29 protein-coding genes are annotated in these 26,081 nt (G+C 67.2%); 24 read left to right on the top strand and 5 right to left on the bottom strand.

The features are described from left to right. Positions 1 to 714: 714 nt before the first annotated feature. The 3 genes from AB0M56_RS33235 to AB0M56_RS33225 all read left to right on the top strand — a co-directional run bounded on the left by AB0M56_RS33235 (position 715) and on the right by AB0M56_RS33225 (position 9,020). Positions 715 to 4,218, top strand: coding sequence for a DNA-directed RNA polymerase subunit beta (locus tag AB0M56_RS33235; RefSeq protein ID WP_364183426.1), 3,504 nt, complete (start codon positions 715 to 717; stop codon positions 4,216 to 4,218). 89 nt (positions 4,219 to 4,307) lie between these two features. Then, on the top strand, positions 4,308 to 8,219 hold the full coding sequence (locus tag AB0M56_RS33230) for a DNA-directed RNA polymerase subunit beta' (protein ID WP_364183423.1): 3,912 nt from the start codon (positions 4,308 to 4,310) through the stop codon (positions 8,217 to 8,219). Between the two features lie 162 nt (positions 8,220 to 8,381). Then, entirely contained in the window at positions 8,382 to 9,020 is a 639-nt protein-coding gene (locus AB0M56_RS33225) for a zinc ribbon domain-containing protein (RefSeq protein ID WP_364183421.1), read from the top strand. A gap of 11 nt (positions 9,021 to 9,031) precedes the next feature. On the opposite strand, the gene AB0M56_RS33220 is transcribed toward AB0M56_RS33225, so the two are convergent. From AB0M56_RS33220 to AB0M56_RS33200, 5 genes are all read right to left on the bottom strand, one after another. Beyond that, a complete protein-coding gene (locus AB0M56_RS33220) occupies positions 9,032 to 10,531 on the bottom strand; it encodes a hypothetical protein (protein ID WP_364183418.1) in 1,500 nt (499 codons plus the stop codon). Continuing rightward, complete coding sequence (locus AB0M56_RS33215) at positions 10,532 to 11,689, bottom strand: hypothetical protein (RefSeq protein ID WP_364183415.1); 1,158 nt, start codon at positions 11,687 to 11,689, stop codon at positions 10,532 to 10,534. Positions 11,690 to 11,705: 16 nt separating this feature from the next. Next, entirely contained in the window at positions 11,706 to 12,029 is a 324-nt protein-coding gene (locus tag AB0M56_RS33210; RefSeq protein ID WP_364183412.1) for a hypothetical protein, read from the bottom strand. Then, the gene (locus AB0M56_RS33205; protein ID WP_364183410.1) at positions 12,026 to 12,592 is read right to left on the bottom strand and encodes a YbaB/EbfC family nucleoid-associated protein; all 567 of its coding nucleotides are present in this window, start codon (positions 12,590 to 12,592) and stop codon (positions 12,026 to 12,028) included. The genes AB0M56_RS33210 and AB0M56_RS33205 overlap by 4 nt, the downstream gene beginning before the upstream one ends. A 182-nt stretch (positions 12,593 to 12,774) precedes the next feature. Further along, positions 12,775 to 13,263, bottom strand: coding sequence for a GNAT family N-acetyltransferase (locus AB0M56_RS33200; RefSeq protein ID WP_364183407.1), 489 nt, complete (start codon positions 13,261 to 13,263; stop codon positions 12,775 to 12,777). A 141-nt stretch (positions 13,264 to 13,404) separates the two neighbouring features. On the opposite strand from AB0M56_RS33200, the gene AB0M56_RS33195 reads away from it, so the two are divergent. The 21 genes from AB0M56_RS33195 (at position 13,405) to rpsH (ending at position 26,068) form a co-directional block, all read left to right on the top strand. Next, positions 13,405 to 13,563: a hypothetical protein gene (locus AB0M56_RS33195; RefSeq protein ID WP_220246074.1), complete on the top strand. Its 159-nt coding sequence runs from the start codon at positions 13,405 to 13,407 to the stop codon at positions 13,561 to 13,563. A gap of 370 nt (positions 13,564 to 13,933) precedes the next feature. After that, the gene (gene rpsL / locus AB0M56_RS33190) at positions 13,934 to 14,308 is read left to right on the top strand and encodes a 30S ribosomal protein S12 (protein ID WP_003102113.1); all 375 of its coding nucleotides are present in this window, start codon (positions 13,934 to 13,936) and stop codon (positions 14,306 to 14,308) included. Next, positions 14,308 to 14,778, top strand: a complete 471-nt coding sequence (rpsG, locus tag AB0M56_RS33185; RefSeq protein ID WP_220246075.1) for a 30S ribosomal protein S7 — start codon at positions 14,308 to 14,310, stop codon at positions 14,776 to 14,778. The genes rpsL and rpsG overlap by 1 nt, the downstream gene beginning before the upstream one ends. A 63-nt stretch (positions 14,779 to 14,841) precedes the next feature. After that, a complete protein-coding gene (fusA, locus tag AB0M56_RS33180) occupies positions 14,842 to 16,941 on the top strand; it encodes an elongation factor G (RefSeq protein WP_364183403.1) in 2,100 nt (699 codons plus the stop codon). A gap of 126 nt (positions 16,942 to 17,067) precedes the next feature. Further along, a complete protein-coding gene (gene tuf / locus AB0M56_RS33175) occupies positions 17,068 to 18,261 on the top strand; it encodes an elongation factor Tu (RefSeq protein ID WP_086675505.1) in 1,194 nt (397 codons plus the stop codon). A 423-nt stretch (positions 18,262 to 18,684) separates the two neighbouring features. Then, positions 18,685 to 18,990, top strand: a complete 306-nt coding sequence (gene rpsJ / locus AB0M56_RS33170; RefSeq protein WP_003102098.1) for a 30S ribosomal protein S10 — start codon at positions 18,685 to 18,687, stop codon at positions 18,988 to 18,990. Between the two features lie 31 nt (positions 18,991 to 19,021). Beyond that, positions 19,022 to 19,678, top strand: coding sequence for a 50S ribosomal protein L3 (rplC, locus tag AB0M56_RS33165; RefSeq protein ID WP_220246078.1), 657 nt, complete (start codon positions 19,022 to 19,024; stop codon positions 19,676 to 19,678). Then, positions 19,675 to 20,364 carry a 50S ribosomal protein L4 gene (gene rplD, locus AB0M56_RS33160; protein ID WP_220246079.1) on the top strand — a complete coding sequence of 230 codons (690 nt, stop codon included), beginning with the start codon at positions 19,675 to 19,677 and terminating at the stop codon, positions 20,362 to 20,364. Before rplC ends, rplD begins: the two co-directional genes overlap by 4 nt. Beyond that, positions 20,361 to 20,672: a 50S ribosomal protein L23 gene (gene rplW, locus AB0M56_RS33155; protein ID WP_220246080.1), complete on the top strand. Its 312-nt coding sequence runs from the start codon at positions 20,361 to 20,363 to the stop codon at positions 20,670 to 20,672. Before rplD ends, rplW begins: the two co-directional genes overlap by 4 nt. 15 nt (positions 20,673 to 20,687) lie before the next feature. After that, entirely contained in the window at positions 20,688 to 21,524 is an 837-nt protein-coding gene (rplB, locus tag AB0M56_RS33150; protein WP_354878480.1) for a 50S ribosomal protein L2, read from the top strand. Positions 21,525 to 21,542: 18 nt separating this feature from the next. Beyond that, positions 21,543 to 21,824 (top strand): 30S ribosomal protein S19, encoded by a 282-nt coding sequence (rpsS, locus tag AB0M56_RS33145; RefSeq protein WP_153035997.1) that lies wholly within the window; start codon positions 21,543 to 21,545, stop codon positions 21,822 to 21,824. A gap of 31 nt (positions 21,825 to 21,855) precedes the next feature. Then, positions 21,856 to 22,275 carry a 50S ribosomal protein L22 gene (gene rplV, locus AB0M56_RS33140; protein WP_220246082.1) on the top strand — a complete coding sequence of 140 codons (420 nt, stop codon included), beginning with the start codon at positions 21,856 to 21,858 and terminating at the stop codon, positions 22,273 to 22,275. Beyond that, positions 22,275 to 23,129: a 30S ribosomal protein S3 gene (rpsC, locus tag AB0M56_RS33135; protein ID WP_220246083.1), complete on the top strand. Its 855-nt coding sequence runs from the start codon at positions 22,275 to 22,277 to the stop codon at positions 23,127 to 23,129. Before rplV ends, rpsC begins: the two co-directional genes overlap by 1 nt. A gap of 3 nt (positions 23,130 to 23,132) precedes the next feature. Further along, positions 23,133 to 23,552 carry a 50S ribosomal protein L16 gene (gene rplP, locus AB0M56_RS33130; protein ID WP_004558864.1) on the top strand — a complete coding sequence of 140 codons (420 nt, stop codon included), beginning with the start codon at positions 23,133 to 23,135 and terminating at the stop codon, positions 23,550 to 23,552. Further along, positions 23,552 to 23,797 (top strand): 50S ribosomal protein L29, encoded by a 246-nt coding sequence (rpmC, locus tag AB0M56_RS33125; RefSeq protein WP_220246084.1) that lies wholly within the window; start codon positions 23,552 to 23,554, stop codon positions 23,795 to 23,797. Before rplP ends, rpmC begins: the two co-directional genes overlap by 1 nt. Beyond that, entirely contained in the window at positions 23,794 to 24,072 is a 279-nt protein-coding gene (rpsQ, locus tag AB0M56_RS33120; RefSeq protein WP_220246085.1) for a 30S ribosomal protein S17, read from the top strand. Before rpmC ends, rpsQ begins: the two co-directional genes overlap by 4 nt. A gap of 73 nt (positions 24,073 to 24,145) precedes the next feature. Further along, the gene (gene rplN, locus AB0M56_RS33115; RefSeq protein WP_004558867.1) at positions 24,146 to 24,514 is read left to right on the top strand and encodes a 50S ribosomal protein L14; all 369 of its coding nucleotides are present in this window, start codon (positions 24,146 to 24,148) and stop codon (positions 24,512 to 24,514) included. 3 nt (positions 24,515 to 24,517) lie between these two features. Further along, complete coding sequence (gene rplX, locus AB0M56_RS33110; protein ID WP_204091700.1) at positions 24,518 to 24,832, top strand: 50S ribosomal protein L24; 315 nt, start codon at positions 24,518 to 24,520, stop codon at positions 24,830 to 24,832. A gap of 1 nt (position 24,833) precedes the next feature. Then, positions 24,834 to 25,397 carry a 50S ribosomal protein L5 gene (gene rplE, locus AB0M56_RS33105; protein WP_220246086.1) on the top strand — a complete coding sequence of 188 codons (564 nt, stop codon included), beginning with the start codon at positions 24,834 to 24,836 and terminating at the stop codon, positions 25,395 to 25,397. A gap of 4 nt (positions 25,398 to 25,401) precedes the next feature. Then, a complete protein-coding gene (locus AB0M56_RS33100) occupies positions 25,402 to 25,587 on the top strand; it encodes a type Z 30S ribosomal protein S14 (RefSeq protein ID WP_220246087.1) in 186 nt (61 codons plus the stop codon). Positions 25,588 to 25,669: 82 nt separating this feature from the next. Beyond that, entirely contained in the window at positions 25,670 to 26,068 is a 399-nt protein-coding gene (rpsH, locus tag AB0M56_RS33095) for a 30S ribosomal protein S8 (protein ID WP_220246088.1), read from the top strand. Positions 26,069 to 26,081: the final 13 nt, after the last annotated feature.

Genomic DNA, 26,081 nt, shown 5'->3' with positions numbered 1-26,081 from the left:
AATCAGCCCCCGACCCCCCGGACCACCCCGAGCAGACCGCCATGAGCAGCCCGACCTAGCAGCCCGCCACGAGTAGCCCGACCCGAGTAGCCCGACCCGAGTAGCCCGACCCGAACAGCCCTCCCTTCGGACCACCCCGAACATTTCACCCCTCGGACCGCCCCGAACAGGCCTCCACCGACCCCTCAGCCGCGATCCACGCCACGCCCTGCGGCCGACTGGACCACTCGCCCCACGACCCCTGTTCGTGACGCAGAACACCGTTTGAAACCCTCCCCGAACCACTGCCAGACCACGATTCCGCAGGTACCGGCGGGTAACCGGGATGATCATCCCGCTTGTCACCCTCCGCATGCCCCGGTCGACGCTGCGCCAAGCGGTCGGACCCCCGAGTGGCATCTTGACTCGAAGGCGTCGTGGGTTCAGGCTTACTGCCAACGGTCACGGCCGGGAGCGCGAACCTTGCGGGAGGGACGCAGAACCCGGGCAGGCCGGAGGCATTGCTACAACGCCGCGAGGCAGGCTGGGCCCCATCGGGAGCGCCCCCTGGACAGACCGCGTCGTTCGGGCTAGACTGCCTCTTTGCGCTGCCCTCTTTCAGGCTGCCCGGAGCCGGTAGTTAGGATAGTGGGCACACGGCACCCCTGACAGTCCGCGACGGCACCTGTTGCCATTGCGGCTGCTCACCGCTCATTGTCCCCGGAAGGACGCATCTTGGCAGTCTCTCCCGCGAACCAGGCCACTGCTGCGACCACCTCGGCTGTATCCCGCTCGGAGTCCACGGGTATCCCCGGCGCGCCCAAGCGGGTCTCTTTCGCAAAGATTCGCGAGCCCCTCAACACCCCCAACCTGCTGGACGTGCAGCTCCAGTCGTTCCAGTGGTTCACCGGCGACGAGGCGTGGTTCGAGCGCCGCGTCAACGAAGGTGACGAGAACCCGGTCGGCGGCCTGGAGGAGGTCCTCAACGAGATCTCCCCGATCGAGGACTTCTCCGGTTCCATGTCGCTGTCCTTCTCCGCTCCGCGCTTCGACGAGGTCAAGGCCTCGATCGAGGAGTGCAAGGACAAGGACATGACCTACGCGGCCCCGCTGTTCGTCACGGCGGAGTTCGTCAACAACAACACCGGTGAGATCAAGAGCCAGACGGTCTTCCTCGGCGACTTCCCGGTGATGACGGACAAGGGCACCTTCATCATCAACGGCACCGAGCGGGTCGTCGTGTCCCAGCTCGTGCGTTCTCCGGGCGTGTACTTCGACAGCAGTGTCGACAAGACGACCGACAAGGACGTCTTCAGCGTTCGGGTGATCCCGAGCCGCGGCGCGTGGCTCGAGTTCGACGTCGACAAGCGCGACACCGTCGGCGTGCGCATCGACCGCAAGCGCCGCCAGCCGGTCACCGTGCTGCTGAAGGCGCTGGGCTGGACCACCGAGGCGATCCGCGAGCGCTTCTCCTTCTCGGAGACGCTGCTGGCGACCCTCGAGAAGGACCACACCGCCGGCACCGACGAGGCGCTGCTCGACATCTACCGCAAGCTCCGTCCGGGCGAGCCGCCCACGAAGGAGAGCGCGCAGACGCTGCTGGAGAACCTGTTCTTCAAGCCGAAGCGCTACGACCTGGCCAAGGTCGGTCGTTACAAGGTCAACAAGAAGCTCGGTCTCGACACCCCGTACGACACGGGCACGCTGACCGAAGAGGACATCGTCTCGGCCATCGAGTACCTGGTCCGGCTCCACGCCGGCGAGGACAAGATGACCAGCGTGTCGAACGTCGAGGTGCCGGTCGAGACCGACGACATCGACCACTTCGGCAACCGCCGCCTGCGCACGGTGGGTGAGCTGATCCAGAACCAGATCCGGGTCGGCCTCTCCCGCACCGAGCGCGTCGTGCGCGAGCGCATGACCACGCAGGACGTCGAGGCGATCACGCCGCAGACCCTGATCAACATCCGCCCCATCGGCGCGGCGATCAAGGAGTTCTTCGGCACCTCGCAGCTGTCGCAGTTCATGGACCAGAACAACCCGCTGTCGGGCCTGACCCACAAGCGCCGCCTCTCGGCGCTGGGCCCCGGTGGTCTGTCCCGTGAGCGCGCCGGCATGGAGGTCCGCGACGTCCACCCGTCGCACTACGGCCGCATGTGCCCGATCGAGACGCCGGAAGGCCCGAACATCGGCCTGATCGGTTCGCTCTGCTCGTACGCGCGGGTCAACCCGTTCGGTTTCATCGAGACCCCGTACCGCAAGGTCGTCGAGGGCCAGGTCACCGACCAGGTCGACTACCTCACGGCCGACGAGGAAGACCGCTTCGTCAAGGCGCAGGCCAACGCGCCGCTGACCGAAGACAGCCACTTCGTCGAGAACAAGGTCCTGGGTCGCCGCAAGGGCGGCGAGGTCGAGCTGATCGACCCGCTCGAGATCGACTACATGGACGTGTCGCCGCGGCAGATGGTCTCCGTCGCCACCGCGATGATCCCGTTCCTGGAGCACGACGACGCCAACCGCGCGCTGATGGGCGCGAACATGCAGCGCCAGGCCGTGCCGCTGCTGCGCAACCAGGCCCCGTACGTGGGCACGGGTGTGGAGCTGCGCGCCGCGGTCGACGCCGGTGACGTCCTAGTGGCCGAGCAGGCCGGCGTGGTCGAGGAGCTGTCCGCGGACATCATCACGATCATGCACGACGACGGCACGCGGAAGAGCTACGGACTGTACAAGTTCCGCCGCTCCAACCACGGCACGTGCTTCAACCACCGCCCGATCGTCGACGAGGGTGACCGCGTCGAAAAGGGCCAGGTCATCGCCGACGGCCCGTCCACCGAGAACGGTGAGATGGCGCTGGGCAAGAACCTGCTCGTGGCGGTCATGCCGTGGGAGGGCCACAACTACGAGGACGCGATCATCCTCTCCGAGCGCCTGGTGCAGGACGACGTGCTCACGTCGATCCACATCGAGGAGCACGAGATCGACGCCCGCGACACCAAGCTGGGCGCCGAGGAGATCACCCGGGACATCCCGAACGTCTCCGAGGAGGTGCTCGCCGACCTCGACGAGCGCGGCATCATCCGCATCGGTGCCGAGGTCCGCGACGGCGACATCCTGGTCGGCAAGGTCACGCCGAAGGGCGAGACGGAGCTGACGCCGGAAGAGCGCCTGCTGCGCGCGATCTTCGGTGAGAAGGCCCGCGAAGTCCGCGACACCTCGCTGAAGGTGCCGCACGGCGAGACCGGCAAGGTCATCGGCATCCGCGTGTTCTCGCGCGAGGACGACGACGAGCTGCCCCCGGGCGTCAACGAGCTGGTCCGCGTCTACGTGGCCCAGAAGCGCAAGATCCAGCCGGGCGACAAGCTCGCCGGCCGCCACGGCAACAAGGGCGTCATCGGCAAGATCCTGCCCGCCGAGGACATGCCCTTCATGGAGGACGGCACGCCGGTCGACATCATCCTGAACACCCACGGTGTTCCGCGACGGATGAACATCGGCCAGATCCTCGAGCTGCACCTGGGCTGGCTGGCTTCGCAGGGCTGGACGATCGAGGGCAACCCGAGCTGGGCGGCCAACCTGTCCGAGGAGCTCTACGACGTCGCGCCGAACACGAACACCGCCACCCCGGTGTTCGACGGCGCGAAGGAAGAGGAGCTCACCGGGCTGCTGGGCTCGACCAAGCCGAACCGCGACGGCGAGCGCATGGTCAAGGAGAACGGCAAGGCCACGCTGTTCGACGGCCGCTCCGGCGAGCCGTACCCGTACCCGGTGTCCGTCGGCTACATGTACATCCTGAAGCTGCACCACCTGGTCGACGACAAGATCCACGCCCGCTCCACCGGTCCGTACTCGATGATCACGCAGCAGCCGCTGGGTGGTAAGGCGCAGTTCGGTGGCCAGCGCTTCGGTGAGATGGAGTGCTGGGCGATGCAGGCGTACGGCGCTGCCTACACGCTGCAGGAGCTGCTCACGATCAAGTCGGACGACGTGGTCGGCCGCGTGAAGGTGTACGAGGCCATCGTCAAGGGGGAGAACATCCCCGAGCCGGGTATCCCGGAGTCGTTCAAGGTGCTCCTGAAGGAGCTCCAGTCGCTGTGCCTGAACGTCGAGGTGCTTTCCAGCGACGGTGCGGCCATCGAGATGCGCGACTCCGACGACGAGGACCTCGAGCGCGCCGCGGCCAACCTCGGCATCAACCTGTCCCGCAACGAGTCGCCCTCGGTGGACGACGTCGTGCACTGATCGCGTGCTGAGCCGGGACCTGCCTCCCGTGGGTCCCGGCTCGCCCGCCAATTCCTCTAGTCGATACAACCCCAAGGGGATGCAAAGACGTGCTGGACGTCAATTTCTTCGATGAGCTCCGCATCGGTCTTGCCACCGCAGATGACATCCGTCAGTGGTCGTACGGCGAGGTCAAGAAGCCGGAGACCATCAACTACCGGACTCTCAAGCCTGAGAAGGACGGTCTCTTCTGCGAGAAGATCTTCGGTCCGACCCGGGACTGGGAGTGCTACTGCGGCAAGTACAAGCGCGTCCGCTTCAAGGGCATCATCTGTGAGCGCTGCGGCGTCGAGGTGACTCGCGCCAAGGTGCGCCGTGAGCGGATGGGCCACATCGAGCTGGCCGCGCCCGTCACCCACATCTGGTACTTCAAGGGTGTTCCCTCCCGCCTGGGCTACCTGCTGGACCTGGCGCCGAAGGACCTCGAGAAGATCATCTACTTCGCGGCCTACGTCATCACGGGCGTGAACGCGGAGCTGCGCCACAACGACCTGCCGACCCTCGAGAACGAGATCGGCGTCGAGCGCAAGAACCTCGAGACGAAGCGTGACGCGGACATCGAGGCTCGCGCGCAGAAGCTGGAAGCCGACCTGGCCGAGCTGGAGGCGGAGGGCGCCAAGTCCGACGTGCGCCGCAAGGTCAAGGAAGGCGGCGAGCGCGAGATGCGTCAGCTGCGCGACCGCGCCGGCCGCGAGCTCGACCGCCTCGAGGAGGTCTGGACCACCTTCACGAAGCTCGACGCGCGTCAGCTGATCGCCGACGAGCTGCTCTACCGCGAGCTGGTCGACCGCTACGGCGAGTACTTCACCGGCGGCATGGGCGCGGAGGCCATCCAGAAGCTGGCCGCCGAGTTCGACGTCGCGGCCGAGGCCGACAACCTGCGCGACACCATCCGCAACGGCAAGGGCCAGAAGAAGCTGCGCGCGCTCAAGCGCCTCAAGGTCGTGGCCGCCTTCCAGGCGACCGGCAACGACCCGCGCGGCATGGTGCTCGACGCCGTGCCGGTCATCCCGCCGGACCTGCGCCCGATGGTGCAGCTCGACGGTGGCCGGTTCGCGACGTCGGACCTGAACGACCTGTACCGCCGCGTGATCAACCGCAACAACCGCCTCAAGCGACTGATCGACCTCGGCGCGCCCGAGATCATCGTGAACAACGAGAAGCGGATGCTGCAGGAGGCCGTCGACGCGCTGTTCGACAACGGCCGCCGCGGTCGTCCCGTCACCGGCCCGGGCAACCGGCCGCTGAAGTCGCTGTCCGACCTGCTCAAGGGCAAGCAGGGCCGGTTCCGCCAGAACCTGCTCGGCAAGCGCGTGGACTACTCGGGCCGTTCGGTCATCATCGTCGGCCCGCAGCTGAAGCTGCACCAGTGCGGTCTGCCGAAGGACATGGCGCTCGAGCTGTTCAAGCCGTTCGTCATGAAGCGGCTGGTCGACCTGAACCACGCTCAGAACATCAAGTCCGCCAAGCGGATGGTGGAGCGTTCGCGCCCGCAGGTGTGGGACGTGCTCGAAGAGGTCATCACCGGTCACCCGGTGATGCTGAACCGCGCGCCGACCCTGCACCGCCTCGGCATCCAGGCCTTCGAGCCGCAGCTGGTGGAAGGCAAGGCCATCCAGCTGCACCCGCTGGTCTGCGAGGCGTTCAACGCGGACTTCGACGGTGACCAGATGGCGGTGCACCTGCCGCTGTCGGCCGAGGCGCAGGCCGAGGCCCGGATCCTGATGCTGTCGGCGAACAACATCCTGTCGCCGGCGTCGGGCCGCCCGCTCGCCATGCCGCGTCTGGACATGGTCACGGGCCTGTTCCACCTCACTCGCCTCAACGAGAAGGCCGAGGGCGCGGGCAACGCGTACTCGTCGCCGGCCGAGGCGATCATGGCCTACGACCGCAAGGCGCTGAGCCTGCACGCTCCCATCAAGATCCGCGTCACGGACCGCCAGCCGGCCAAGGCCGACGAAGCGCGGCTCGCCGAGGCGGGCTGGGAGCCGGGCAAGATGTGGCTGGCCGAGACGACGCTGGGTCGCGTGCTGTTCAACGACCTGCTGCCGGCGGACTACCCGTTCGTGAACGAGCCGATGCCGAAGAAGCGTCAGGCCGCGATCGTGAACGACCTCGCCGAGCGGTACTCGATGACGCAGGTGGCGCAGACGCTGGACAAGCTCAAGGACGCCGGCTTCTACTGGGCGACCCGCTCGGGCGTCACGGTGGCCATCTCCGACGTGCTCGTGCCCGAAGGCAAGAAGGCCATTCTCGATGAGTACGAGGGCAAGGCCGACCAGGTCGAGAAGCGGTACCAGCGTGGTCAGCTGTCCCACACCGAGCGCAACAACGAGCTCGTCAAGGTGTGGACGCAGGCCACCGAAGAGGTCCACAAGATCATGGAGACGGCGCTGCCGGACGACAACCCGATCGCCATGATCGTGAAGTCGGGCGCGGCGGGCAACATGACGCAGGTCCGGTCGCTGGCCGGCATGCGTGGCCTCGTGTCGAACCCGAAGGGTGAGTACATCCCGCGTCCGATCAAGGCCAACTTCCGTGAAGGCCTGTCGGTGGCGGAGTACTTCATCGCGACGCACGGTGCCCGGAAGGGTCTGGCGGACACGGCTCTCCGTACCGCCGACTCGGGTTACCTGACCCGTCGTCTGGTGGACGTCTCGCAGGACGTCATCGTTCGCGAGGTCGACTGCGGCACCACGCGCGGCATCATGATGGTCGTCGGCGAGGACGTCGGCGACGGCAAGGTCCTGCGCGACCAGCACGTGGAGACCAGTGTGTACGCGCGGAACCTCGCGACGGACGCGGTGGATGCCAAGGGCAACGTCGTGCTCAACGCGGGCGACGACGTGGGCGACCCGGCCATCGAGAAGCTGCTCTCCAGCGGCATCTCGAAGGTCAAGGTCCGCTCGGTCCTCACCTGTGAGTCGGCGGTCGGTGTGTGTGCGACCTGCTACGGCCGTTCGATGGCGACGGGTCAGCTCGTCGACGTCGGCGAGGCCGTCGGCATCGTCGCCGCCCAGTCGATCGGTGAGCCGGGTACGCAGCTGACGATGCGTACGTTCCACCAGGGTGGTGTCGCCGGTGACGACATCACGACCGGTCTGCCCCGTGTGACCGAGCTCTTCGAGGCCCGTGTCCCGAAGGGCAAGGCGCCGATCGCGGACGTCGACGGCCGCGTGCGGATCGAGGAGAGCGAGCGGTTCTGGAAGATCACCCTGATCCCGGACGACGGGTCGGAGGAGATCGTCTTCGACAAGCTGTCCAAGCGGCAGCGGCTCGCCAACACCCCGAACGGCCCGCTGGGCGACGGTGACCACGTCAACGTCGGGCAGCAGCTGCTCGAGGGCACGCCCGACCCGCACGAGGTGCTCCGCGTGATGGGCCCGCGTGAGGCGCAGATGCACCTCACCGACGAGGTCCAGAAGGTGTACCGCGCGCAGGGTGTGTCGATCCACGACAAGCACATCGAGGTCATCGTGCGGCAGATGCTGCGCCGCGTGACGGTCATCGACTCGGGTGGCACGGACTTCCTGCCGGGCGAGCTGCCCGAGCGGACCAAGTTCGAGGCGCGCAACCGGTCGACGGTCTCCGAAGGCGGCGAGCCGGCTTCGGGTCGTCCGGTGCTGATGGGCATCACGAAGGCCTCGCTGACCACGGACTCGTGGCTGTCGGCGGCCTCGTTCCAGGAGACCACGCGTGTCCTGACCGACGCGGCCATCAACGGCCGTTCGGACCGGCTCGTGGGCCTCAAGGAGAACGTGATCATCGGTAAGCTGATCCCGGCCGGTACTGGCATCAACAAGTACCGGAACATCCAGGTCCAGCCGACCGAGGAGGCCCGGGTCGCGGCTTACGCGATCCCGTCCTACGACGACGGCTACTACACCCCGGACGTGTTCGGTTCGGGCACCGGTGCCGCTGTTCCGCTGGACGACTACGACTTCGGCCGCGACTTCCGCTGACCGGCTCGTAGCCAGTAGCTGAGAAGGCCCCCGTTCCCGGGTTTCCGGGCGGGGGCCTTCTTCGTGGCCTGGTTTCAGCTGAGATGGATGCGCTCGGTAGTCCTGTTGTTGTCGGCACTTCTACGGTCCCCGCGCCGGTGGCGGCGACCTACCGTGGCGGCCGTGGCTGACGTCGTGCCGTTCACGGACAACTTCTCGGATATCTCCAACACTCAGGGCTACCAGTTCGAGTTCCGCTGTGAACGCTGCGGGAACGGCTACCGGTCGGCCTTCCAGCGCGACGCGGCCGAAACGGGCCGCGGAGTCCTGCGTGCGGTGGGCTCGTTCTTCGGCGGCAAGCTGCAGGACCTGAGCTACTCGGCCGACCAATGGCGTTACGACCGCGCCACGAACTCCTCGGCGAAGGACCGCGCGCTAGCGGCCGCGGTCAAGGAGATCTCGCCGAGCTTCCGTCAGCGCCGGGGTTGCACCGACTGGATGTGCGCCGAGCAGTGCTGGAACACCGAGATCGGGCAGTGCCTGCGGTGCTCGCCGAGCGTCGCGGAGGAGATCTCGCGCGCCCAGGCCTCCGCGCAGCGCGACCAGATCTGGGACCGCGCCCGCGACCGCGACTGGACCCGCGACCTCGACCTGGACACCCGCGCCCACCTCACCTGCCCCAGCTGCGGCGTGAAGGCCGAGGGCGGCAAGTTCTGCGCCTCCTGCGGCTCGTCCCTGGCCCCCACCGTCCACTGCACCGAATGCGGCAAGCCCTCCACCGCCGGCGCCGTCTTCTGCGGCGACTGCGGCACGCGGTTGTAGCGGCGCGGTCGCTACGAGACGGCCGCTTCCTGGGCCTTGCGCAGCTTCCTGACGCGTCTGGGCGGCCTCGGTCGGTAGGTGGCCTTCGCGAGCAATGCGCCCGCGAGAAGCGGCAGCAGGGCGACGAGGAACACGTAGATCGCCGCGCGGCTGCTTTCCAGGACCGGGTGCCACCAGATCGGGCCGATCTCCACGTCGAGCACATCGCCCTTGGCGGGCAGCGGGTCGATCCATTGGGTCGACACGTCGTGGGTCGTGCCGTCGAGCACGTACCGGCCGCGGACCCAGTCGTTGCTGCCGGTGCAGCCGGCACTCCTGGAGGAGCAGGTGCCGGCGTAGCCCTTATGCGCTTCGAGAACAGTCAGCTGGGTCTGGGGCGACACGTCGACCAGCGCGGCCAGGGAGGTCAGGACGGGCAGCAGCCCGAGCAGCACCAGGGCCAGCGCGATGACCGTGCGCGTGGTCAGAGAAACCGAGGTGACCGGCTGCCGGTCCGCCGCCTCGCGGAAGCGGTTGACCGGCGTCCGCAGGAACCCGCCGCGACCGCCGTTCCAGGAGTTGTAACTCGTGTCGGACCCGGCGGCGATCGCGGCGAACGCCTTGTCCCCGGCCCACACCTCCCACACCGGCGCGGGCACGACCGCGGCCAGCATCGCGAGCCGGCGGGAGTTGCCGAACATGCGGTCCTCGGTGAGTGCGCCCGACTCGGTGGTCCACATCGCGTCGCCGTGGAAGGCCACCGAATGCACGCGGAACCACAGGTCGTTCAGCATGAAAGCGCGCACGTCGTCGGTCAGGGCGGCCGCGGCGAACTCGGGGTCCGAGGTCGTCACGGTGAACCGGCGGTCGAACTCGGCGTCGACCTCGAAGCTGTCCAGCCCGAGGTCGGGCTTCAGCCAGCCGAACGAGTTCCGGGTGATCCGGGCGTCTTCCAGAGGAGTGAAGTGCTCCGGCTCGAACGCCCCGGTCCGCGGCGAGATCACCAGCGCCGGCACCTTCGGGATCCGCAGCTGCACCGATGAGTTGATCGAGTCGATCTGCTCGGCCACCTTGGCGATCGCGGCGCCCCGCTCGTTCGGGTCGACCGGGTCGCTCGAGTACTCGCTACCCAGGACCCGGTGGCCCTGCTGGTCGAACTCGACCGTCGTGCGCACGGGACCGGGGTCCGGGTGGTCGAGCGCCACTCCGCGGCCGCGGTGGGGGAGCACGCCGAACGTCTGCTTCCTGGTCGAGCCCGCGATCCGGGCGATCCACGTGCGCTGCCGCCAGCCTCGCCACACCACCAGGGCGGCGAACGCGACCGGGAACGCGATCCAGACCAGCTGGGGCACGAAGCTGCCGGTGCCCGCGGAAAGCCAGTACAGCGCCGTTGCGGAGAACGTCACGCCGCACAGGGCGTACAGCACGGTCGCGGCCACGCCGCTGCGCCGTTCAAGCCGGCCGGCGAGCCACAGCAGCACGAAACCCAGCACGAAACCGCCGACGACGAACCACGGTTCGAACAGGTCCATCTACTGGTCCATGTCCAGGTTCTCGCGGGTGTCCTCTTCGGAGTGGTAGCCGGCCGCGTCGCTCCCGCCGCGGGACTTCAGGATGTCGCGGGTGTTGTCGACCGCCTTGTTGACGAAGTCGAAGCCGGCCTTGCCGCTGTAGGCCGAGCCCTTGTCGAGATCGCCGAGCTTTACGCCGGTCACCCCCTTGAGGGCCTCTTCGCCACCGGCCTTGAGCGAGTCCTTCAGCGCCTCGACCGTTGCCATGCCGCGGGAGTTCGTCGCCGAGGCGATCGCGCCGGTGGCGGCCTTCTCCATGCCGGGCGTCATGCCGGGGGCGCCCGACGGGGTGAGCTTGCGGCCCTGCTTGATCAGGTCGTCGGTCCACTTCGAGAGAAAGGTCATGAACTTCTGGAGCAGCTCGCCCAGCTTCCCCAGTTTCGAGGTGATCCTGGTGAACGCACTGGCCGTTTTGGCGATCGAGGCGGTCATCGCGGCGGCGACCGACGAGCCGAGGCTCACGATCGAGGCGGCCAGCGCCGGCAGCCAGATGTAGATCAGCCAGCTGACCAGCTCGCTGATGATCGCCTTCACGACCTCTTCGATGACGGTCATGACCATCGACCACATCTGGAGCGTCTCGCCGACCCCGCCCGTGGTCGAGCCGATGCCCTTGATGCCCTCGGAGAACTGGTCCAGCGAACTGCGGGCCGCGTTGCCGCCGTCGCCCTGCCAGGTCCGCAGCTCTTCCTTGCCCTTCTTGGCGAAGTCGTCGCCGAGCTTGACGAAACCGACACCGATCTCGCTGAAGTTGCCGGCCGCCTCCTTGAGCGCCGGGCCGTCGCCCGTCACGAAGTGCAGCGCGTCCTGCAGCGGCGAGATCAGCTCCAGGAGCATGTTCAGGCCGTTGCTGACCAGCCAGCCGACGGGGTCGAGCGCGAAGCTCGCCACGTCCACCGCGGCGCCGGCGACGAAGCCCGCGCCGTCCTGGAGCATCTGTCCGGTGGCCGCCGCGAACTCGCCGGCGTCGTCGGCTTCGCTGAAGCCCTTGATGCCTCGTTCGACGCCCTCGACCCCCTTGCCGATGATCGGCGCCTTCTTGGCGGCTTCGTTGGCGTCGTGGAGGAAACCCTCGTCCTCGTGCTCCAGCTTGACGCCGTCGGTGATGCTGTCGGCCATTTCGGTCTCCCCCTGCTCAGAGCGGTCCGTCGATGTTCGCCTTGAACTTGCCGAAGGTCACGACGGTGTCCTTCTCGTGGCCGTCGTAGATCTCCGCGGCCTGGTTCACTTTCCCGCCCAGCGTGTCGACGCCGGTTTTCATCAGTTCGAGCATCTGGCGGAGGTCCTCGAGCTTGCTCGTGTACGTCTGCTTCACCGCCAGCCCGATCAGGCCCCACGACTTGTCCGTGACGTCGGCCTGGCTGACGAGATTGCCGAACTTCGTCGCCTCGTCCTTGTAGTGCGGCAACGTGCCGGAGGCGTAGGTCTTCAGGATCTGGGGGTCTACGTCGTGGCTCACCGGTCCTCCTCGTGGTCCCACAGGCGCCGGACGCCGTCTTCGGCGGGGCGAGCCGGGGGAGGCGGCGGGGCCGCGGCCGGGGGCTCGTCGCGGCGCAGGATGTCGCCGTGTTCGAGGTCTTCGTCCGTGAGCCGGCGCGGGGCCGGCTGCGCCTCCGCGGCTTTGGACTTCAGATCTTCGGCCGTGGTTCCCATGGCTTCGGCCTGGGCTTCGAGGACCTGGCCGGACACGTCGAGGCCGAAGGCGGCGCCCACGTGCGCGTCGACGATGCCGGCCTGCTTCAGCGTGGCGTCGGCGACGGCGCGGTGCAACGTCGCCAGGATGGCCGACGCCAGCTGCTGGGGCTGTTGCTTGAGGGCGTCGGCGGTGAGTCGGATGTCCTTCACCGAGCCGCCGGCGCCCGCGACGACCGTGATGGCGCGGTCGGGCGACATGGCGGTGGCCTCGAGGGCGGTCACCTCGTCCTGCATGTCGCCGACTTTGGCGAAGCTCGCCTCGGCCTGTTTGATCTTGCTCTGGAACTTCTCGAACTCGGCGACGAGACGATCCATCTCAGCCGACACGGCGGCCCCCTCACGTGCACGACGGGTGTGCGGACGTGCGGATTATGCCGCTTCTGTCGCGTTCGCGCTGCGGAGTCGTGAATGTTTTCCCAAAAGGGACGACGGCGTCGTCCTTGTGCCCGGCTGCCCGTAGTGGTCCGTTGTGGATGAACAAGATCCAGTGTGGACGGAGCGGAACCGTTTCACCCCAGCGACTTCGAGAACCAGTGCTCCGCGTACTTGTCGTCGTTGAACGGCTCGACCTCGACGTAGCCCACCCGCGCGTACAGCGCCCGCGCCTCGACGAGGTCGTTGCGGGTGTCGAGCCGCAGCACCTCGGCGCCCAGCGCCCGTGCCGCCTCCTCGGCCGCCGCGACGAGGCGCGCGCCGCCGCCCCGGCCGCGGTGGGCCGGGCGCACGTACACCTTCGTGAGTTCGTTCAGCCCCGGCCGCACCACGCGGGTGCCGGCACAGCCGGTCACGGTGCCGTTCGGCAGGCGGGCGACGAGGAACGCGCCGGTCGGGGCCACGAGGTCGTCGCTGGGCGCCTCGGCCAGCGCCTGGTCGACCTCGGCGTCGGTGGCCGGGCGGCCCCAGTAGCGGCTCGCGACGTCCGTGAGGTATTCGCGCAGGATCGCGCGCGCGTCGAAGTCGTCGACGGAGATTCGCGTGATGGTCCAGTTCGCGGTCACCGAATCATCGTGACCTGTTCGTCCACTGGTTAACCGGCAAGTCGATCACCTCCGGAAAGCGACGTTCGGTCCCCGTGTGTCACCCGTTCGTGGAAATGGGTAGCGTGCGAGCCGCAGGGAAACCGACTTGAGGAGTGCGTGATGGACGGCAACGGCACCGCCGACCGGCCTGAAGAGGGGCAGAAGGACACCAAGGGGAGCCACGCCGCGCCTGAGGGGGCCGGCGTCCACCCGCTGATCGATTTGTCGCGCGACCCCCACCCGGGGCGGCCCGACCACGCGAAGCCGGACGAGGAATAGCCGAGGAATAGGGGGGACGTCCGTCACGTTCTGGATGACGGGTCCTCCGCGCGGCTCTGGCCGCAGAGCCCTCATCTGGGGTTACGATGGGCGGTCACCGTCAGTTCGGACCCCCCGCCCGGACCGGTCGTCAAGTGGCCGGGTATCTTTGGAGACCGTGCCCGGCAGGCGTCGGGCCGCTCCGCGTGCCGTACGGCATGAGCGGGGTGCTCGCGCACCCGGTTCACCGGCCTCGTCCACGTGGGGTTCCGACGGAAAACCCCTTCGGGAAAGTACCGGTCGAGAGACCGTGACGCGGGCCGACACGCCCGACCGCGGGGGCCGGTGAAGACACGAAGAAGCAGCAAGAACGCGACAGAAAGCTGGTCCATTGCCCACGATCCAGCAGCTGGTCCGCAAGGGCCGCCAGGACAAGGCTGCCAAGCAGAAGACCGCGGCCCTCAAGGGGAGCCCGCAGCGTCGTGGCGTGTGCACCCGCGTGTACACCACGACCCCGAAGAAGCCGAACTCGGCGCTGCGCAAGGTTGCGCGTGTGAAGCTGACGAGCGGCATCGAGGTCACGGCGTACATCCCCGGTGAGGGCCACAACCTGCAGGAGCACTCGATGGTGCTCGTGCGCGGTGGTCGGGTGAAGGACCTGCCGGGCGTTCGCTACAAGATCATCCGCGGTTCGCTCGACACCCAGGGTGTGAAGAACCGCAAGCAGGCGCGCAGCCGCTACGGCGCGAAGAAGGAGAAGAGCTAATGCCCCGCAAGGGTCCGGCCCCGAAGCGGCCGCTGATCTCCGACCCGGTCTACGCCTCCCCGCTGGTCACCCAGCTGGTGAACAAGGTGCTGAAGGACGGGAAGCGGTCGCTGGCCGAGCGCATCGTGTACGGCGCGCTGGAAGGCGCTCGCGAGAAGACCGGCACCGACCCGGTCGTCACGCTGAAGCGCGCGCTCGACAACGTGAAGCCCACCATCGAGGTGAAGAGCCGCCGGGTCGGTGGCGCCACCTACCAGGTGCCGATCGAAGTCAAGCCCAACCGCTCCACCACGCTGGCGCTGCGTTGGCTGGTCTCCTTCTCGCAGGCTCGCCGCGAGAAGACCATGATCGAGCGGCTGCAGAACGAGCTGCTCGACGCGAGCAACGGTCTTGGCGCCAGCGTCAAGCGCCGTGAAGACACGCACAAGATGGCCGAGTCCAACAAGGCCTTCGCGCACTACCGCTGGTGATGACCGCCCGGCTGCCGATCCAAGCCATGCCGGGCCCCACGTTCGAGACAGGGGAACACTCTCGTGGCACGTGAAGTGCTGACCGACCTGAACAAGGTCCGCAACATCGGGATCATGGCGCACATCGACGCCGGTAAGACCACCACCACCGAGCGGATCCTGTTCTACACCGGGATCAACTACAAGATCGGTGAAGTCCACGACGGCGCCGCCACCATGGACTGGATGGAGGAGGAGCAGAAGCGGGGTATCACCATCACCTCGGCTGCCACCACCACGTTCTGGGCCGATCACCAGATCAACATCATCGACACCCCCGGGCACGTCGACTTCACCGTCGAGGTGGAGCGCTCGCTCCGCGTGCTCGACGGCGCCGTGGCCGTCTTCGACGGCAAGGAAGGTGTCGAGCCGCAGTCCGAGCAGGTCTGGCGGCAGGCGGACAAGTACGAAGTTCCGCGCATCTGCTTCGTCAACAAGATGGACAAGCTGGGTGCCGACTTCTACTTCACCGTGCGCACCATCGAGGAGCGCCTCGGTGCCCGGCCGCTGGTCATCCAGCTGCCGATCGGCGCCGAGAACGACTTCGAGGGTGTCGTCGACCTGGTCCGCATGAAGGCGCTGACCTGGCGTGGCGAGGTGAGCAAGGGCGAGGACTACTCGGTCGAGGAGATCCCGGCCGAGCTGGCCGACCGCGCCGCGGAGTACCGCGAGAAGCTCGTCGAGGCCGTCGCCGAGACCGACGACGCCATGATGGAGAAGTTCCTCGAGGGCGAGCAGCTCACGGAAGCCGAGATCAAGGCCGGCATCCGCAAGCTCACCGTCGCGCGCGAGGCGTACCCGGTGCTCACCGGCTCCGCCTTCAAGAACAAGGGCGTGCAGCCGATGCTGGACGCGGTCATCGACTACCTGCCGTCCCCGCTGGACGTGCCGGCCGTCGAGGGCACGCTGCCGGACGGCGAGACCCCGGTCCTGCGCAAGCCGTCGGTCGACGAGCCGTTCGCGGCCCTCGCCTTCAAGATCGCCGCGCACCCGTTCTTCGGCAAGCTGACCTACATCCGGGTCTACTCGGGCAAGGTCTCCGCGGGCACCCAGGTCGTCAACGCGACCAAGGAGCGCAAGGAGCGCATCGGCAAGCTCTTCCAGATGCACTCCAACAAGGAGAACCCGGTCGAGGAGGCCCAGGCCGGCCACATCTACGCGGTCATCGGCCTGAAGGACACCACGACCGGTGACACGCTGGCCGACCCGCAGAGCCCGGTCGTGCTCGAGTCGATGACCTTCCCGGATCCCGTTATCCGCGTGGCCATCGAGCCGAAGACGAAGGCCGACCAGGAGAAGCTGTCGCTCGCGATCCAGAAGCTGGCCGAGGAAGACCCCACCTTCCAGGTCCAGCTCGACGAGGACACGGGCCAGACGATCATCGCGGGCATGGGCGAGCTGCACCTCGAGGTGCTGGTGAACCGCATGAAGTCCGACTACAAGGTCGAGGCGAACATCGGTAAGCCGCAGGTCGCCTACCGCGAGACGATCAAGAAGACGGTCGACAAGCTCGACTACGTGCACAAGAAGCAGACCGGTGGTTCCGGCCAGTTCGCGAAGGTCATCGTGAAGCTGGAGCCGCTCGAGACGACCGACGGTGCACTCTACGAGTTCGACAACAAGGTCTCCGGCGGCCGCGTGCCGCGGGAGTACATCCCGTCGGTCGACGCGGGCGGGCAGGACGCCATGCAGTACGGCGTGCTGGCCGGCTACCCGCTCGTCGGGTTGAAGTTCACCTTGTTGGACGGCGCGTACCACGAGGTCGACTCTTCGGAGATGGCGTTCAAGATCGCCGGTTCCATGGCGATGAAGGAAGCCGCGAAGAAGGCCGGCCCGGTCATCCTCGAGCCGATGATGGCCGTCGAGGTCACGACTCCCGAGGACTACATGGGTGACGTGATCGGTGACCTCAACTCCCGCCGTGGCCAGATCCAGGCCATGGAGGAGCGCGCCGGTACCCGTGTCGTCAAGGCAGTGGTACCGCTGTCGGAGATGTTCGGTTACGTGGGCGACCTGCGGTCTCGCACCCAGGGTCGCGCGAACTACTCCATGGTGTTCGACTCCTACGCCGAGGTTCCCGCGAACGTCGCGAAGGAAATCATCGCGAAGGCGACGGGGGAGTAGTTCCCCCGCGCTCGCGGGCATAAGGAACACTCCTGAACGTCCGCAGCAAAGACGAGAAACAATCAGCGGTTGGCAGCCACGCCGGCCGGTGAGCACAAAGCGAAATCAGTCCAGGAGGACATTCCAGTGGCGAAGGCGAAGTTCGAGCGGAGCAAGCCGCACGTCAACATCGGGACCATCGGTCACGTCGACCACGGCAAGACCACGCTGACCGCGGCGATCACCAAGGTTCTGCACGACAAGTACCCGGAGCTCAACGAGTCGCGTGCGTTCGACCAGATCGACAACGCGCCCGAAGAGCGCCAGCGCGGTATTACGATCAACATCTCGCACGTCGAGTACCAGACCGAGAAGCGTCACTACGCGCACGTCGACGCCCCCGGTCACGCGGACTACATCAAGAACATGATCACCGGTGCCGCCCAGATGGACGGCGCGATCCTGGTCGTGGCCGCCACCGACGGCCCGATGCCGCAGACCCGCGAGCACGTGCTGCTCGCCCGCCAGGTCGGCGTGCCCTACATCGTGGTCGCGCTGAACAAGGCCGACATGGTCGACGACGAGGAAATCCTCGAGCTCGTCGAGCTGGAGGTCCGCGAGCTGCTGTCCTCGCAGGAGTTCCCGGGCGACGACGCGCCGGTCGTGCGCGTGTCGGGCCTGAAGGCTCTCGAGGGTGACGAGAAGTGGGCCGAGGCTGTCCTCGAGCTCATGACCGCTGTCGACGACAACGTGCCGGACCCGGTGCGCGAGCTCGACAAGCCGTTCCTCATGCCGATCGAGGACGTCTTCACGATCACCGGTCGCGGCACTGTCGTGACCGGCCGCGTCGAGCGTGGCGTGGTCAACGTGAACGAAGAGGTCGAGATCGTCGGCATCAAGGAGAAGTCGACCAAGACGACTGTCACCGGTGTCGAGATGTTCCGCAAGCTGCTGGACCAGGGCCAGGCGGGCGACAACGTCGGCCTCCTCGTCCGCGGCATCAAGCGCGAGGACGTCGAGCGCGGCCAGGTCGTCGTGAAGCCGGGTACCACCACCCCGCACACCGACTTCGAGGGCCGGGTCTACATCCTGTCGAAGGACGAGGGTGGTCGTCACACCCCGTTCTTCAACAACTACCGCCCGCAGTTCTACTTCCGCACCACCGACGTGACCGGCGTCGTGACCCTCCCCGAGGGCACCGAGATGGTCATGCCGGGCGACAACACCGACATCTCGGTGGCGCTGATCCAGCCCGTCGCCATGGACGTGAACCTGCGCTTCGCGATTCGCGAGGGCGGCCGCACCGTGGGTGCGGGTCAGGTCACCAAGATCATCAAGTGATGTCGACGCCCTTGACCGGGCTACTACACCCCCCGGTCAAGGGCGTCAACTCACGTGTGCGACACTATTCAGGTTGCTCGTCCCGGGGCGGCCGAATCCTCGAGTTGTTCGATTGACTCACGGGGTTCCGGCCGCCCCTGTACGAGTGGCCACGGTCCGTCCAGCTCTTCCTTCGGGGTGCGGCTAGCGGGCAAAGGCCAAGTGGTCGGCGGTGCTTGCAGTTGATGCGGCGCGGCGGGCTCGCGGCCTCCTCACGTTGAGGAAGACCAGGCAGGACGATCCCACGGGATCCGTCTGTGCGTCGGGCGCGACACGCCCGACCGCGTGGACCGGGGACAGGGCCGTTGAACTGCTGAAACCGGGGCTCAGGCCCGGGTTGACGAGACAAAGCGGCACGAGACGACGAAGGAACGAGCAGCCACCATGGCGGGACAGAAGATCCGCATCCGGCTCAAGGCCTACGACCACGAGGCGATCGACACCTCGGCGCGCAAGATCGTGGAGACGGTCACGCGCACCGGCGCCCGTGTTGTCGGGCCGGTGCCGCTGCCCACCGAGAAGAACGTTTACTGCGTCATCCGCTCGCCGCACAAGTACAAGGACTCGCGCGAGCACTTCGAGATGCGCACGCACAAGCGTCTGATCGACATCCTCGACCCGACGCCGAAGACGGTCGACGCGCTCATGCGCATCGACCTGCCGGCGAGCGTCGACGTCAACATCCAGTAGCGGCTGGCGAGCGGCGGAGAGTAAGAGACTCATGTCTGACAGGCAGATGAAGGGCATCCTGGGCACCAAGCTCGGCATGACCCAGGTCTTCGACGAGCAGAACCGGGTTGTCCCGGTCACCGTCGTGAAGGCCGGTCCGAACGTGGTCACCCAGGTTCGGACCCAGGACAAGGACGGCTATGCGGCCGTGCAGCTGGCTTTCGGTGCGGTCGACCCGCGCCGGGTGAACAAGCCGCGCACTGGCCACTTCGACAAGGCGGGCGTGACCCCGCGGCGCTTCCTCGCCGAGCTGCGTACCACCGACGCGGACACCTACGAGGTCGGTCAGGAGATCACCGCCGAGGTGTTCGCCGCCGGCGTCGAGGTCGACGTGACGGGTACCAGCAAGGGCAAGGGCTACGCCGGTGTCATGAAGCGCCACGGCTTCAAGGGCCAGGGCGCGAGCCACGGTGCCCAGGCCGTGCACCGCAAGCCGGGTTCCATCGGTGGCTGTGCCACCCCCGGCCGCGTCTTCAAGGGCCTGCGCATGGCGGGCCGGATGGGCTCCGACCGGGTCACCACGCAGGGTCTGACCGTGCACGCGGTGCGTGCCGAAGACGGCCTGCTGCTGATCAAGGGCGCGGTGCCCGGTCCCAAGGGCGGCCTGCTGTTCGTGCGCAGCGCCGCGAAGGGTGGTAACTCCGAATGACAAGCGTCGAGCTGAAGACCCCGGCCGGTAAAGCCGACGGCACGGTCGACCTCCCCGCGGAGATCTTCGACGTGCAGGCCAACATCGCGCTGATGCACCAGGTCGTGATCGGCCAGCTGGCCGCCGCGCGCCAGGGCACGCACGACACGAAGACCCGTGGTGAGGTCTCCGGTGGCGGCAAGAAGCCGTACCGGCAGAAGGGCACCGGTCGTGCCCGCCAGGGTTCGACCCGCGCGCCGCAGTTCGCCGGCGGTGGCGTCGTCCACGGCCCCACGCCGCGTGACTACACGCAGCGCACCCCGAAGAAGATGAAGGCCGCCGCTTTGCGTGGCGCCCTCTCCGACCGGGCACGCGCCGGCCAGCTGCACGTCGTGACCGAACTGGTCACCGGCGAGAAGCCGTCGACCAAGGCCGCCAAGACCGCGATCGCCGCCGTGACGCAGGCGAAGCGCGTGCTCGTGGTGCTGCACCGGGCCGACGAGCTCAGCTGGGTCTCCCTGCGGAACCTCCCCGAGATCCACATCCTCTGGGCGGACCAGCTCAACACCTACGACGTGCTGGTCAACGACGACGTCGTGTTCACCAAGGCCGCGTACGACGCGTTCGTCGCAGGCCCCGCCAGTGGCAAGGCCGTCAAGGCCTCCGCTCGGTCGGGCGAAGTTTCGGAAGGGAGTGACGAGAAGTGAGCTCGGTCGCCATTCCGGACCACCGCGACATCCTGCTCGCGCCGGTCATCTCCGAGAAGTCCTACGGGCTGCTCGAGGACCACAAGTACACGTTCATCGTCCGCCCGGACGCCAACAAGACCCAGATCAAGATCGCGGTCGAGAAGGTGTTCGGTGTCAAGGTGGTCAGCGTCAACACGGCCAACCGTCAGGGCAAGCGGAAGCGGACTCGCGCAGGCTTCGGCAAGCGCAAGGACACCAAGCGCGCCATCGTGACTCTTTCGCCTGAGAGCAAGGCGATCGAGATCTTCGGCGGACCCACCGCGTAAAGGACTGAGCTGACAATGGGCATCCGCAAGTACAAGCCGACGACCCCGGGTCGTCGCGGTTCGAGCGTCTCGGACTTCGCCGAGATCACCCGGTCCACGCCGGAGAAGTCGCTGCTGCGTCCGCTGAGCGGTTCGGGCGGTCGCAACTCGTCGGGCAAGATCACCACCCGTCACAAGGGTGGTGGCCACAAGCGCGCCTACCGCGTCATCGACTTCCGTCGTAACGACAAGGACGGCGTGCCGGCCAAGGTCGCGCACATCGAGTACGACCCCAACCGCACCGCGCGCATCGCGCTCCTGCACTACGCCGACGGCGAGAAGCGCTACATCATCGCGCCGGACAAGCTGAAGCAGGGCGACACCGTCGAGAACGGCCCTCGCGCCGACATCAAGCCGGGCAACAACCTGCCGCTGCGCAACATCCCGGTCGGCACCGTGGTCCACGCGATCGAGCTCCGCCCCGGTGGCGGCGCGAAGATGGCGCGCTCCGCCGGCGCCAAGGTGCAGCTGGTGGCCAAGGACGGGCCTTACGCCCAGCTCCGGCTGCCCTCGGGTGAGATCCGCAACGTCGACGTGCGCAACCGCGCGACCGTCGGCGAGGTGGGCAACTCCGAGCACGCGAACATCAACTGGGGCAAGGCGGGTCGTAACCGCTGGCGCGGCAAGCGCCCCACCGTCCGTGGTGTCGTCATGAACCCGGTCGACCACCCGCACGGTGGTGGTGAGGGTAAGACCTCCGGTGGTCGCCACCCGGTGAACCCGAACGGTAAGCCCGAGGGCCGCACGCGTCGCCGCAAGGCAAGTGACGCGATGATCGTCCGCCGCCGCCGTACCGGCAAGAACAAGCGCTGAGCAGGGAGGTAGAAGAACATGCCACGCAGCCTTAAGAAGGGGCCCTTCGTGGACGACCACCTGCTCAAGAAGGTGGACGCGCTCAACGAGGCCAACAAGAAGACCGTGATCAAGACCTGGTCGCGTCGCTCGACGATCATCCCGGATTTCCTGGGTCACACGATCGCCGTGCACGACGGCCGCAAGCACGTCCCGGTGTTCGTCACCGAGGCCATGGTGGGTCACAAGCTGGGCGAGTTCGCCCCGACGCGGACCTTCAAGGGTCACATCAAGGACGACCGCAAGTCGCGCCGCCGCTGAGCGGGCACGAAACAAGACAAGGGAAGTAGCGATGAACGCCCAGAACGACGCGACGGTCGAGGCTCTGCCTACGGCTTACGCGCGGGCTCGCTTCGTCCGGGACTCGCCGACCAAGGTGCGCCGGGTGATCGAGCTCATCAAGGGACGTAGCGCCGCCGACGCCTTGGCCGTGCTCCGGTTCGCCCCCCAGGCGGCCAGCGAGCCGGTCGCGAAGGTGCTCGCCAGTGCCGTGGCCAACGCCGAGAACAACCTTCAGCTCGACCCGGAGACGCTCTGGGTCAAGAACGCGTACGCCGACGAGGGCCCGACCCTCAAGCGCATCCGCCCGCGGGCCCAGGGCCGTGCGTACCGGATCCGCAAGCGGACCAGCCACATCACCGTCGAGGTGGAGTCGCGTCCGAAGGCCGACGTGAAGAAGGCGCAGAGCAAGAAGAAGGCAGGTGGCCGGTAGTGGGCCAGAAGATCAACCCGCACGGCTTCCGCCTGGGTATCACCACGGACTGGAAGTCGCGCTGGTACGCCGACAAGCAGTACTCGGAGTACGTGGCCGAGGACGTGAAGATCCGCAAGCTGCTGTCCACGGGCATGGAGCGCGCCGGCATCTCCAAGGTCGAGATCGAGCGCACCCGTGACCGCGTTCGCGTCGACATCCACACCGCCCGGCCGGGCATCGTCATCGGCCGTCGTGGTGCGGAGGCCGACCGGATCCGTGGCGCGCTGGAGAAGCTGACCGCCAAGCAGGTCCAGCTCAACATCCTCGAGGTCAAGAACCCCGAGTCCGACGCCCAGCTCGTTGCGCAGGGTGTCGCGGAGCAGCTGAGCAACCGCGTGGCGTTCCGCCGTGCGATGCGCAAGGCGATCCAGACCTCCATGCGTTCGCCGCAGGTCAAGGGCATTCGCGTGCAGTGCGGCGGTCGTCTCGGCGGTGCCGAGATGTCCCGCTCGGAGCACTACCGCGACGGCCGGGTTCCGCTGCACACGCTGCGGGCCGACATCGACTACGGCTTCTTCGAGGCCAAGACGACGTTCGGTCGCATCGGCGTGAAGGTGTGGATCTACAAGGGCGAGCTGGTGGGTGGCCTCAAGGCCCGCGAGGCGCGCGACGCCGCCGCGGCCGCCGAGCGGGCCCCGCGCCGCGACCGCGGTGACCGTCCGTCCCGCCCGCGCCGCTCCGGCGCCTCGGGCACGACGGCGACCTCGACCGAAGCCGGTCGCGCTGCTGCCGCCGCGAAGAACGAAGACGCGGCACCCGTGGCGACCGAGGCGGCCCCGGCTGCCGAGACCGCAGAAAAGACGGAGGGCTGAGACGTGCTCATCCCGCGCAGGGTCAAGCACCGGAAGCAGCACTCCCCGAAGCGCCACGGCGCCGCCAAGGGCGGTACGAAGGTCAGCTTCGGCGAGTACGGCATCCAGGCGCTTGAGCACAGCTACGTGACGAACCGGCAGATCGAGTCCGCTCGTATCGCCATGACTCGTCACATCAAGCGTGGCGGCAAGGTGTGGACGACCATCTACCCGGACCGCCCGCTGACCAAGAAGCCGGCTGAAACCCGCATGGGTTCCGGTAAGGGTTCGCCCGAGTGGTGGATCGCCAACGTGAAGCCGGGTCGCGTGATGTTCGAGATCTCGTTCCCGAACGAGGAGACCGCCCGCGAGGCGCTCCGTCGCGCGATCCACAAGCTGCCCATGAAGTGCCGCATCGTGACCCGTGAAGGTGGTGAGTTCTGATGGCCAACGGCGCCGCCCAGGCTTCGGAGCTTCGTGAGCTCACCGCGGAAGAGCTCGTGCTGCGTCTGAAGGAATACAAGGAGGAGCTCTTCAACCTCCGCTTCCAGATGGCGACCGGGCAGCTGGATAACAACCGTCGGCTGCGCACCGTCCGCACGGACATCGCGCGGATCTACACGGTCATGCGCGAGCGTGAGCTCGGCCTGTCCGTGGCCCCCGACAGCGAGAGTGAAGGTGCCGCATGAGCGAGCCCACCACCGAGAAGCTCGCGCGTAACTACCGCAAGGTGCGCGAGGGCTACGTCGTCTCGGACAAGATGGACAAGACGATCGTGGTCGAGCTCGAGGACCGCAAGAAGCACCCGCGCTACTCGAAGGTTCTGCGCAGCACCACCAAGGTCAAGGTGCACGACGAGAACAACGAGGCGGGCGTGGGCGACCGGGTCACCCTGATGGAGACCCGGCCGCTGTCGGCGACGAAGCGCTGGCGCCTCGTGCAGGTCGTGGAGAAGGCCAAGTAAGCAGGGCTCTTCGGAGTCCTTGGTTCCGCAAGGCTCGCGCGAGCGAGAACCAGCGCGACATACAGGAGTTGACGTGATCCAGCAGGAGTCGCGGCTTCGGGTTGCCGACAACACCGGTGCTAAGGAGATCCTTTGCATCCGTGTTCTCGGTGGCTCCGGGCGGCGCTACGCGGGCATCGGTGACATCATCGTCGCCACCGTGAAGGACGCCATCCCGGCTGCCGGGGTGAAGAAGGGCGACGTCGTCAAGGCGGTCATCGTCCGCACGGTGAAGGAGCGTCGTCGTCCGGACGGTTCCTACATCCGCTTCGACGAGAACGCCGCCGTGCTCATCAAGAACGACAACGAGCCTCGCGGCACCCGCATCTTCGGCCCGGTGGGCCGCGAGCTGCGCGACCGAAAGTTCATGAAGATCATTTCGCTCGCGCCGGAGGTGTTGTAAGCCATGAAGGTGAAGAAGGGCGACACGGTCGTCGTCATCGCCGGCAAGGACAAGGGCGCCAAGGGCAAGGTCATCCAGGCCTACCCGGAGCGCGACCGCGTGCTGGTCGAGGGCGTGAACCGGATCAAGAAGCACACCCGGATCACCCAGACCCAGCGTGGTGCGCAGTCCGGTGGCATCGTGACCCAGGAAGCGCCCATCCACGTGTCGAACGTGATGGTCGTGGACTCGGACGGCAAGCCGACCCGCGTGGGCTACCGCATCGGCGAGGACGGCAAGAAGGTCCGGGTCTCGCGCCGGAACGGCAAGGACATCTGACATGACCACCGCAGAGAAGATGGTGCCGCGTCTGAAGACCCGGTACCGCGAAGAGATCAAGGGCGAACTCCAGAAGGAGTTCTCCATCCCCAACGTGCACCAGATTCCCGGCGTCGTGAAGGTCGTCGTGAACATGGGTGTGGGTGACGCGGCCCGCGACAGCAAGCTCATCGAGGGTGCTGTCCGCGACCTGTCGCTGATCACCGGCCAGAAGCCGGAAGTCCGGAAGGCCCGCAAGTCCATCGCGCAGTTCAAGCTGCGTGAAGGCCAGCCGATCGGTGCGCGCGTGACGCTGCGCGGCGACCGGATGTGGGAGTTCCTCGACCGGCTGCTCACCATCGCGCTGCCCCGTATCCGCGACTTCCGCGGTCTGTCCGGCAAGCAGTTCGACGGCAACGGCAACTACACGTTCGGTCTCAACGAGCAGTCGATGTTCCACGAGATCGACCCCGACGCCATCGACCGTCCGCGCGGCATGGATGTCACGGTCGTCACCACCGCCACCACCGACGACGAGGGCCGGGCGCTGCTGCGCAAGCTCGGCTTCCCGTTCAAGGAGAACTGAGCCGATGGCCAAGAAAGCTCTGGTCCACAAGGCCGCCAAGAAGCCGAAGTTCGCCGTGCGGGGTTACACCCGTTGCAACCGTTGTGGTCGGCCGCACTCGGTGTACCGCAAGTTCGGGCTCTGCCGGATCTGTCTCCGGGAGATGGCGCACGCGGGCGAGCTGCCCGGCGTCCGCAAGTCCAGCTGGTAAGAGGCTCGAAACTATTTCCCAGTTCGCCACAGGCCCCGCCCGAGAGGGCGGGGAACCAGGCGAGAAAGGTTGACAGGTCACCATGACGATGACCGACCCCATCGCAGACTTCTTGACTCGTCTGCGTAACGCGAACTCGGCGTACCACGACGAGGTCGTGCTTCCCCACTCGAAGATCAAGGCGAACATCGCCGAGATCCTCAAGCGCGAGGGCTACATCGCGGGCTACCGCGACGAGCCGGGCGAGAAGCACAAGAACCTCATCGTGGAGCTGAAGTACGGCCCCAACCGCGAGCGCAGCATCGCCGGCCTCCGGCGCGTGTCCAAGCCGGGTCTGCGGGTGTACGCAAAATCGACCGAACTGCCGTCCGTGCTGGGTGGCCTCGGCGTCGCGATCATCTCGACGTCCGGTGGCCTGCAGACCGACCGTCAGGCCAAGCGCAACAACGTGGGCGGCGAAGTCCTCGCCTACGTCTGGTAAGGAAGGGGGCACA

The organism is Amycolatopsis sp. NPDC051372 (assembly GCF_040682095.1).
In the GTDB taxonomy this organism is placed as follows: Bacteria; Actinomycetota; Actinomycetes; order Mycobacteriales; family Pseudonocardiaceae; genus Amycolatopsis.
The sequence above is the reverse complement of the archived record's forward strand: the minus strand, read 5'-3'. Positions and strand labels throughout refer to the sequence as shown.

Excerpts from the sequence above, each read along its gene's own strand:
- AB0M56_RS33220 (WP_364183418.1), bottom strand. The coding sequence starts at position 10,531 with ATGGACCTGTTCGAACCGTGGTTCGTCGTCGGCGGTTTCGTGCTGGGT.
- AB0M56_RS33215 (WP_364183415.1), bottom strand. The coding sequence starts at position 11,689 with ATGGCCGACAGCATCACCGACGGCGTCAAGCTGGAGCACGAGGACGAG.
- AB0M56_RS33195 (WP_220246074.1), top strand. The coding sequence starts at position 13,405 with ATGGACGGCAACGGCACCGCCGACCGGCCTGAAGAGGGGCAGAAGGAC.
- rpsG (WP_220246075.1), top strand. The coding sequence starts at position 14,308 with ATGCCCCGCAAGGGTCCGGCCCCGAAGCGGCCGCTGATCTCCGACCCG.
- rpsJ (WP_003102098.1), top strand. The coding sequence starts at position 18,685 with ATGGCGGGACAGAAGATCCGCATCCGGCTCAAGGCCTACGACCACGAG.
- rplC (WP_220246078.1), top strand. The coding sequence starts at position 19,022 with ATGTCTGACAGGCAGATGAAGGGCATCCTGGGCACCAAGCTCGGCATG.
- rplD (WP_220246079.1), top strand. The coding sequence starts at position 19,675 with ATGACAAGCGTCGAGCTGAAGACCCCGGCCGGTAAAGCCGACGGCACG.
- rplB (WP_354878480.1), top strand. The coding sequence starts at position 20,688 with ATGGGCATCCGCAAGTACAAGCCGACGACCCCGGGTCGTCGCGGTTCG.
- rpsS (WP_153035997.1), top strand. The coding sequence starts at position 21,543 with ATGCCACGCAGCCTTAAGAAGGGGCCCTTCGTGGACGACCACCTGCTC.
- rplV (WP_220246082.1), top strand. The coding sequence starts at position 21,856 with ATGAACGCCCAGAACGACGCGACGGTCGAGGCTCTGCCTACGGCTTAC.
- rpmC (WP_220246084.1), top strand. The coding sequence starts at position 23,552 with ATGGCCAACGGCGCCGCCCAGGCTTCGGAGCTTCGTGAGCTCACCGCG.
- rpsQ (WP_220246085.1), top strand. The coding sequence starts at position 23,794 with ATGAGCGAGCCCACCACCGAGAAGCTCGCGCGTAACTACCGCAAGGTG.
- rplX (WP_204091700.1), top strand. The coding sequence starts at position 24,518 with ATGAAGGTGAAGAAGGGCGACACGGTCGTCGTCATCGCCGGCAAGGAC.
- rplE (WP_220246086.1), top strand. The coding sequence starts at position 24,834 with ATGACCACCGCAGAGAAGATGGTGCCGCGTCTGAAGACCCGGTACCGC.
- AB0M56_RS33100 (WP_220246087.1), top strand. The coding sequence starts at position 25,402 with ATGGCCAAGAAAGCTCTGGTCCACAAGGCCGCCAAGAAGCCGAAGTTC.
- rpsH (WP_220246088.1), top strand. The coding sequence starts at position 25,670 with ATGACGATGACCGACCCCATCGCAGACTTCTTGACTCGTCTGCGTAAC.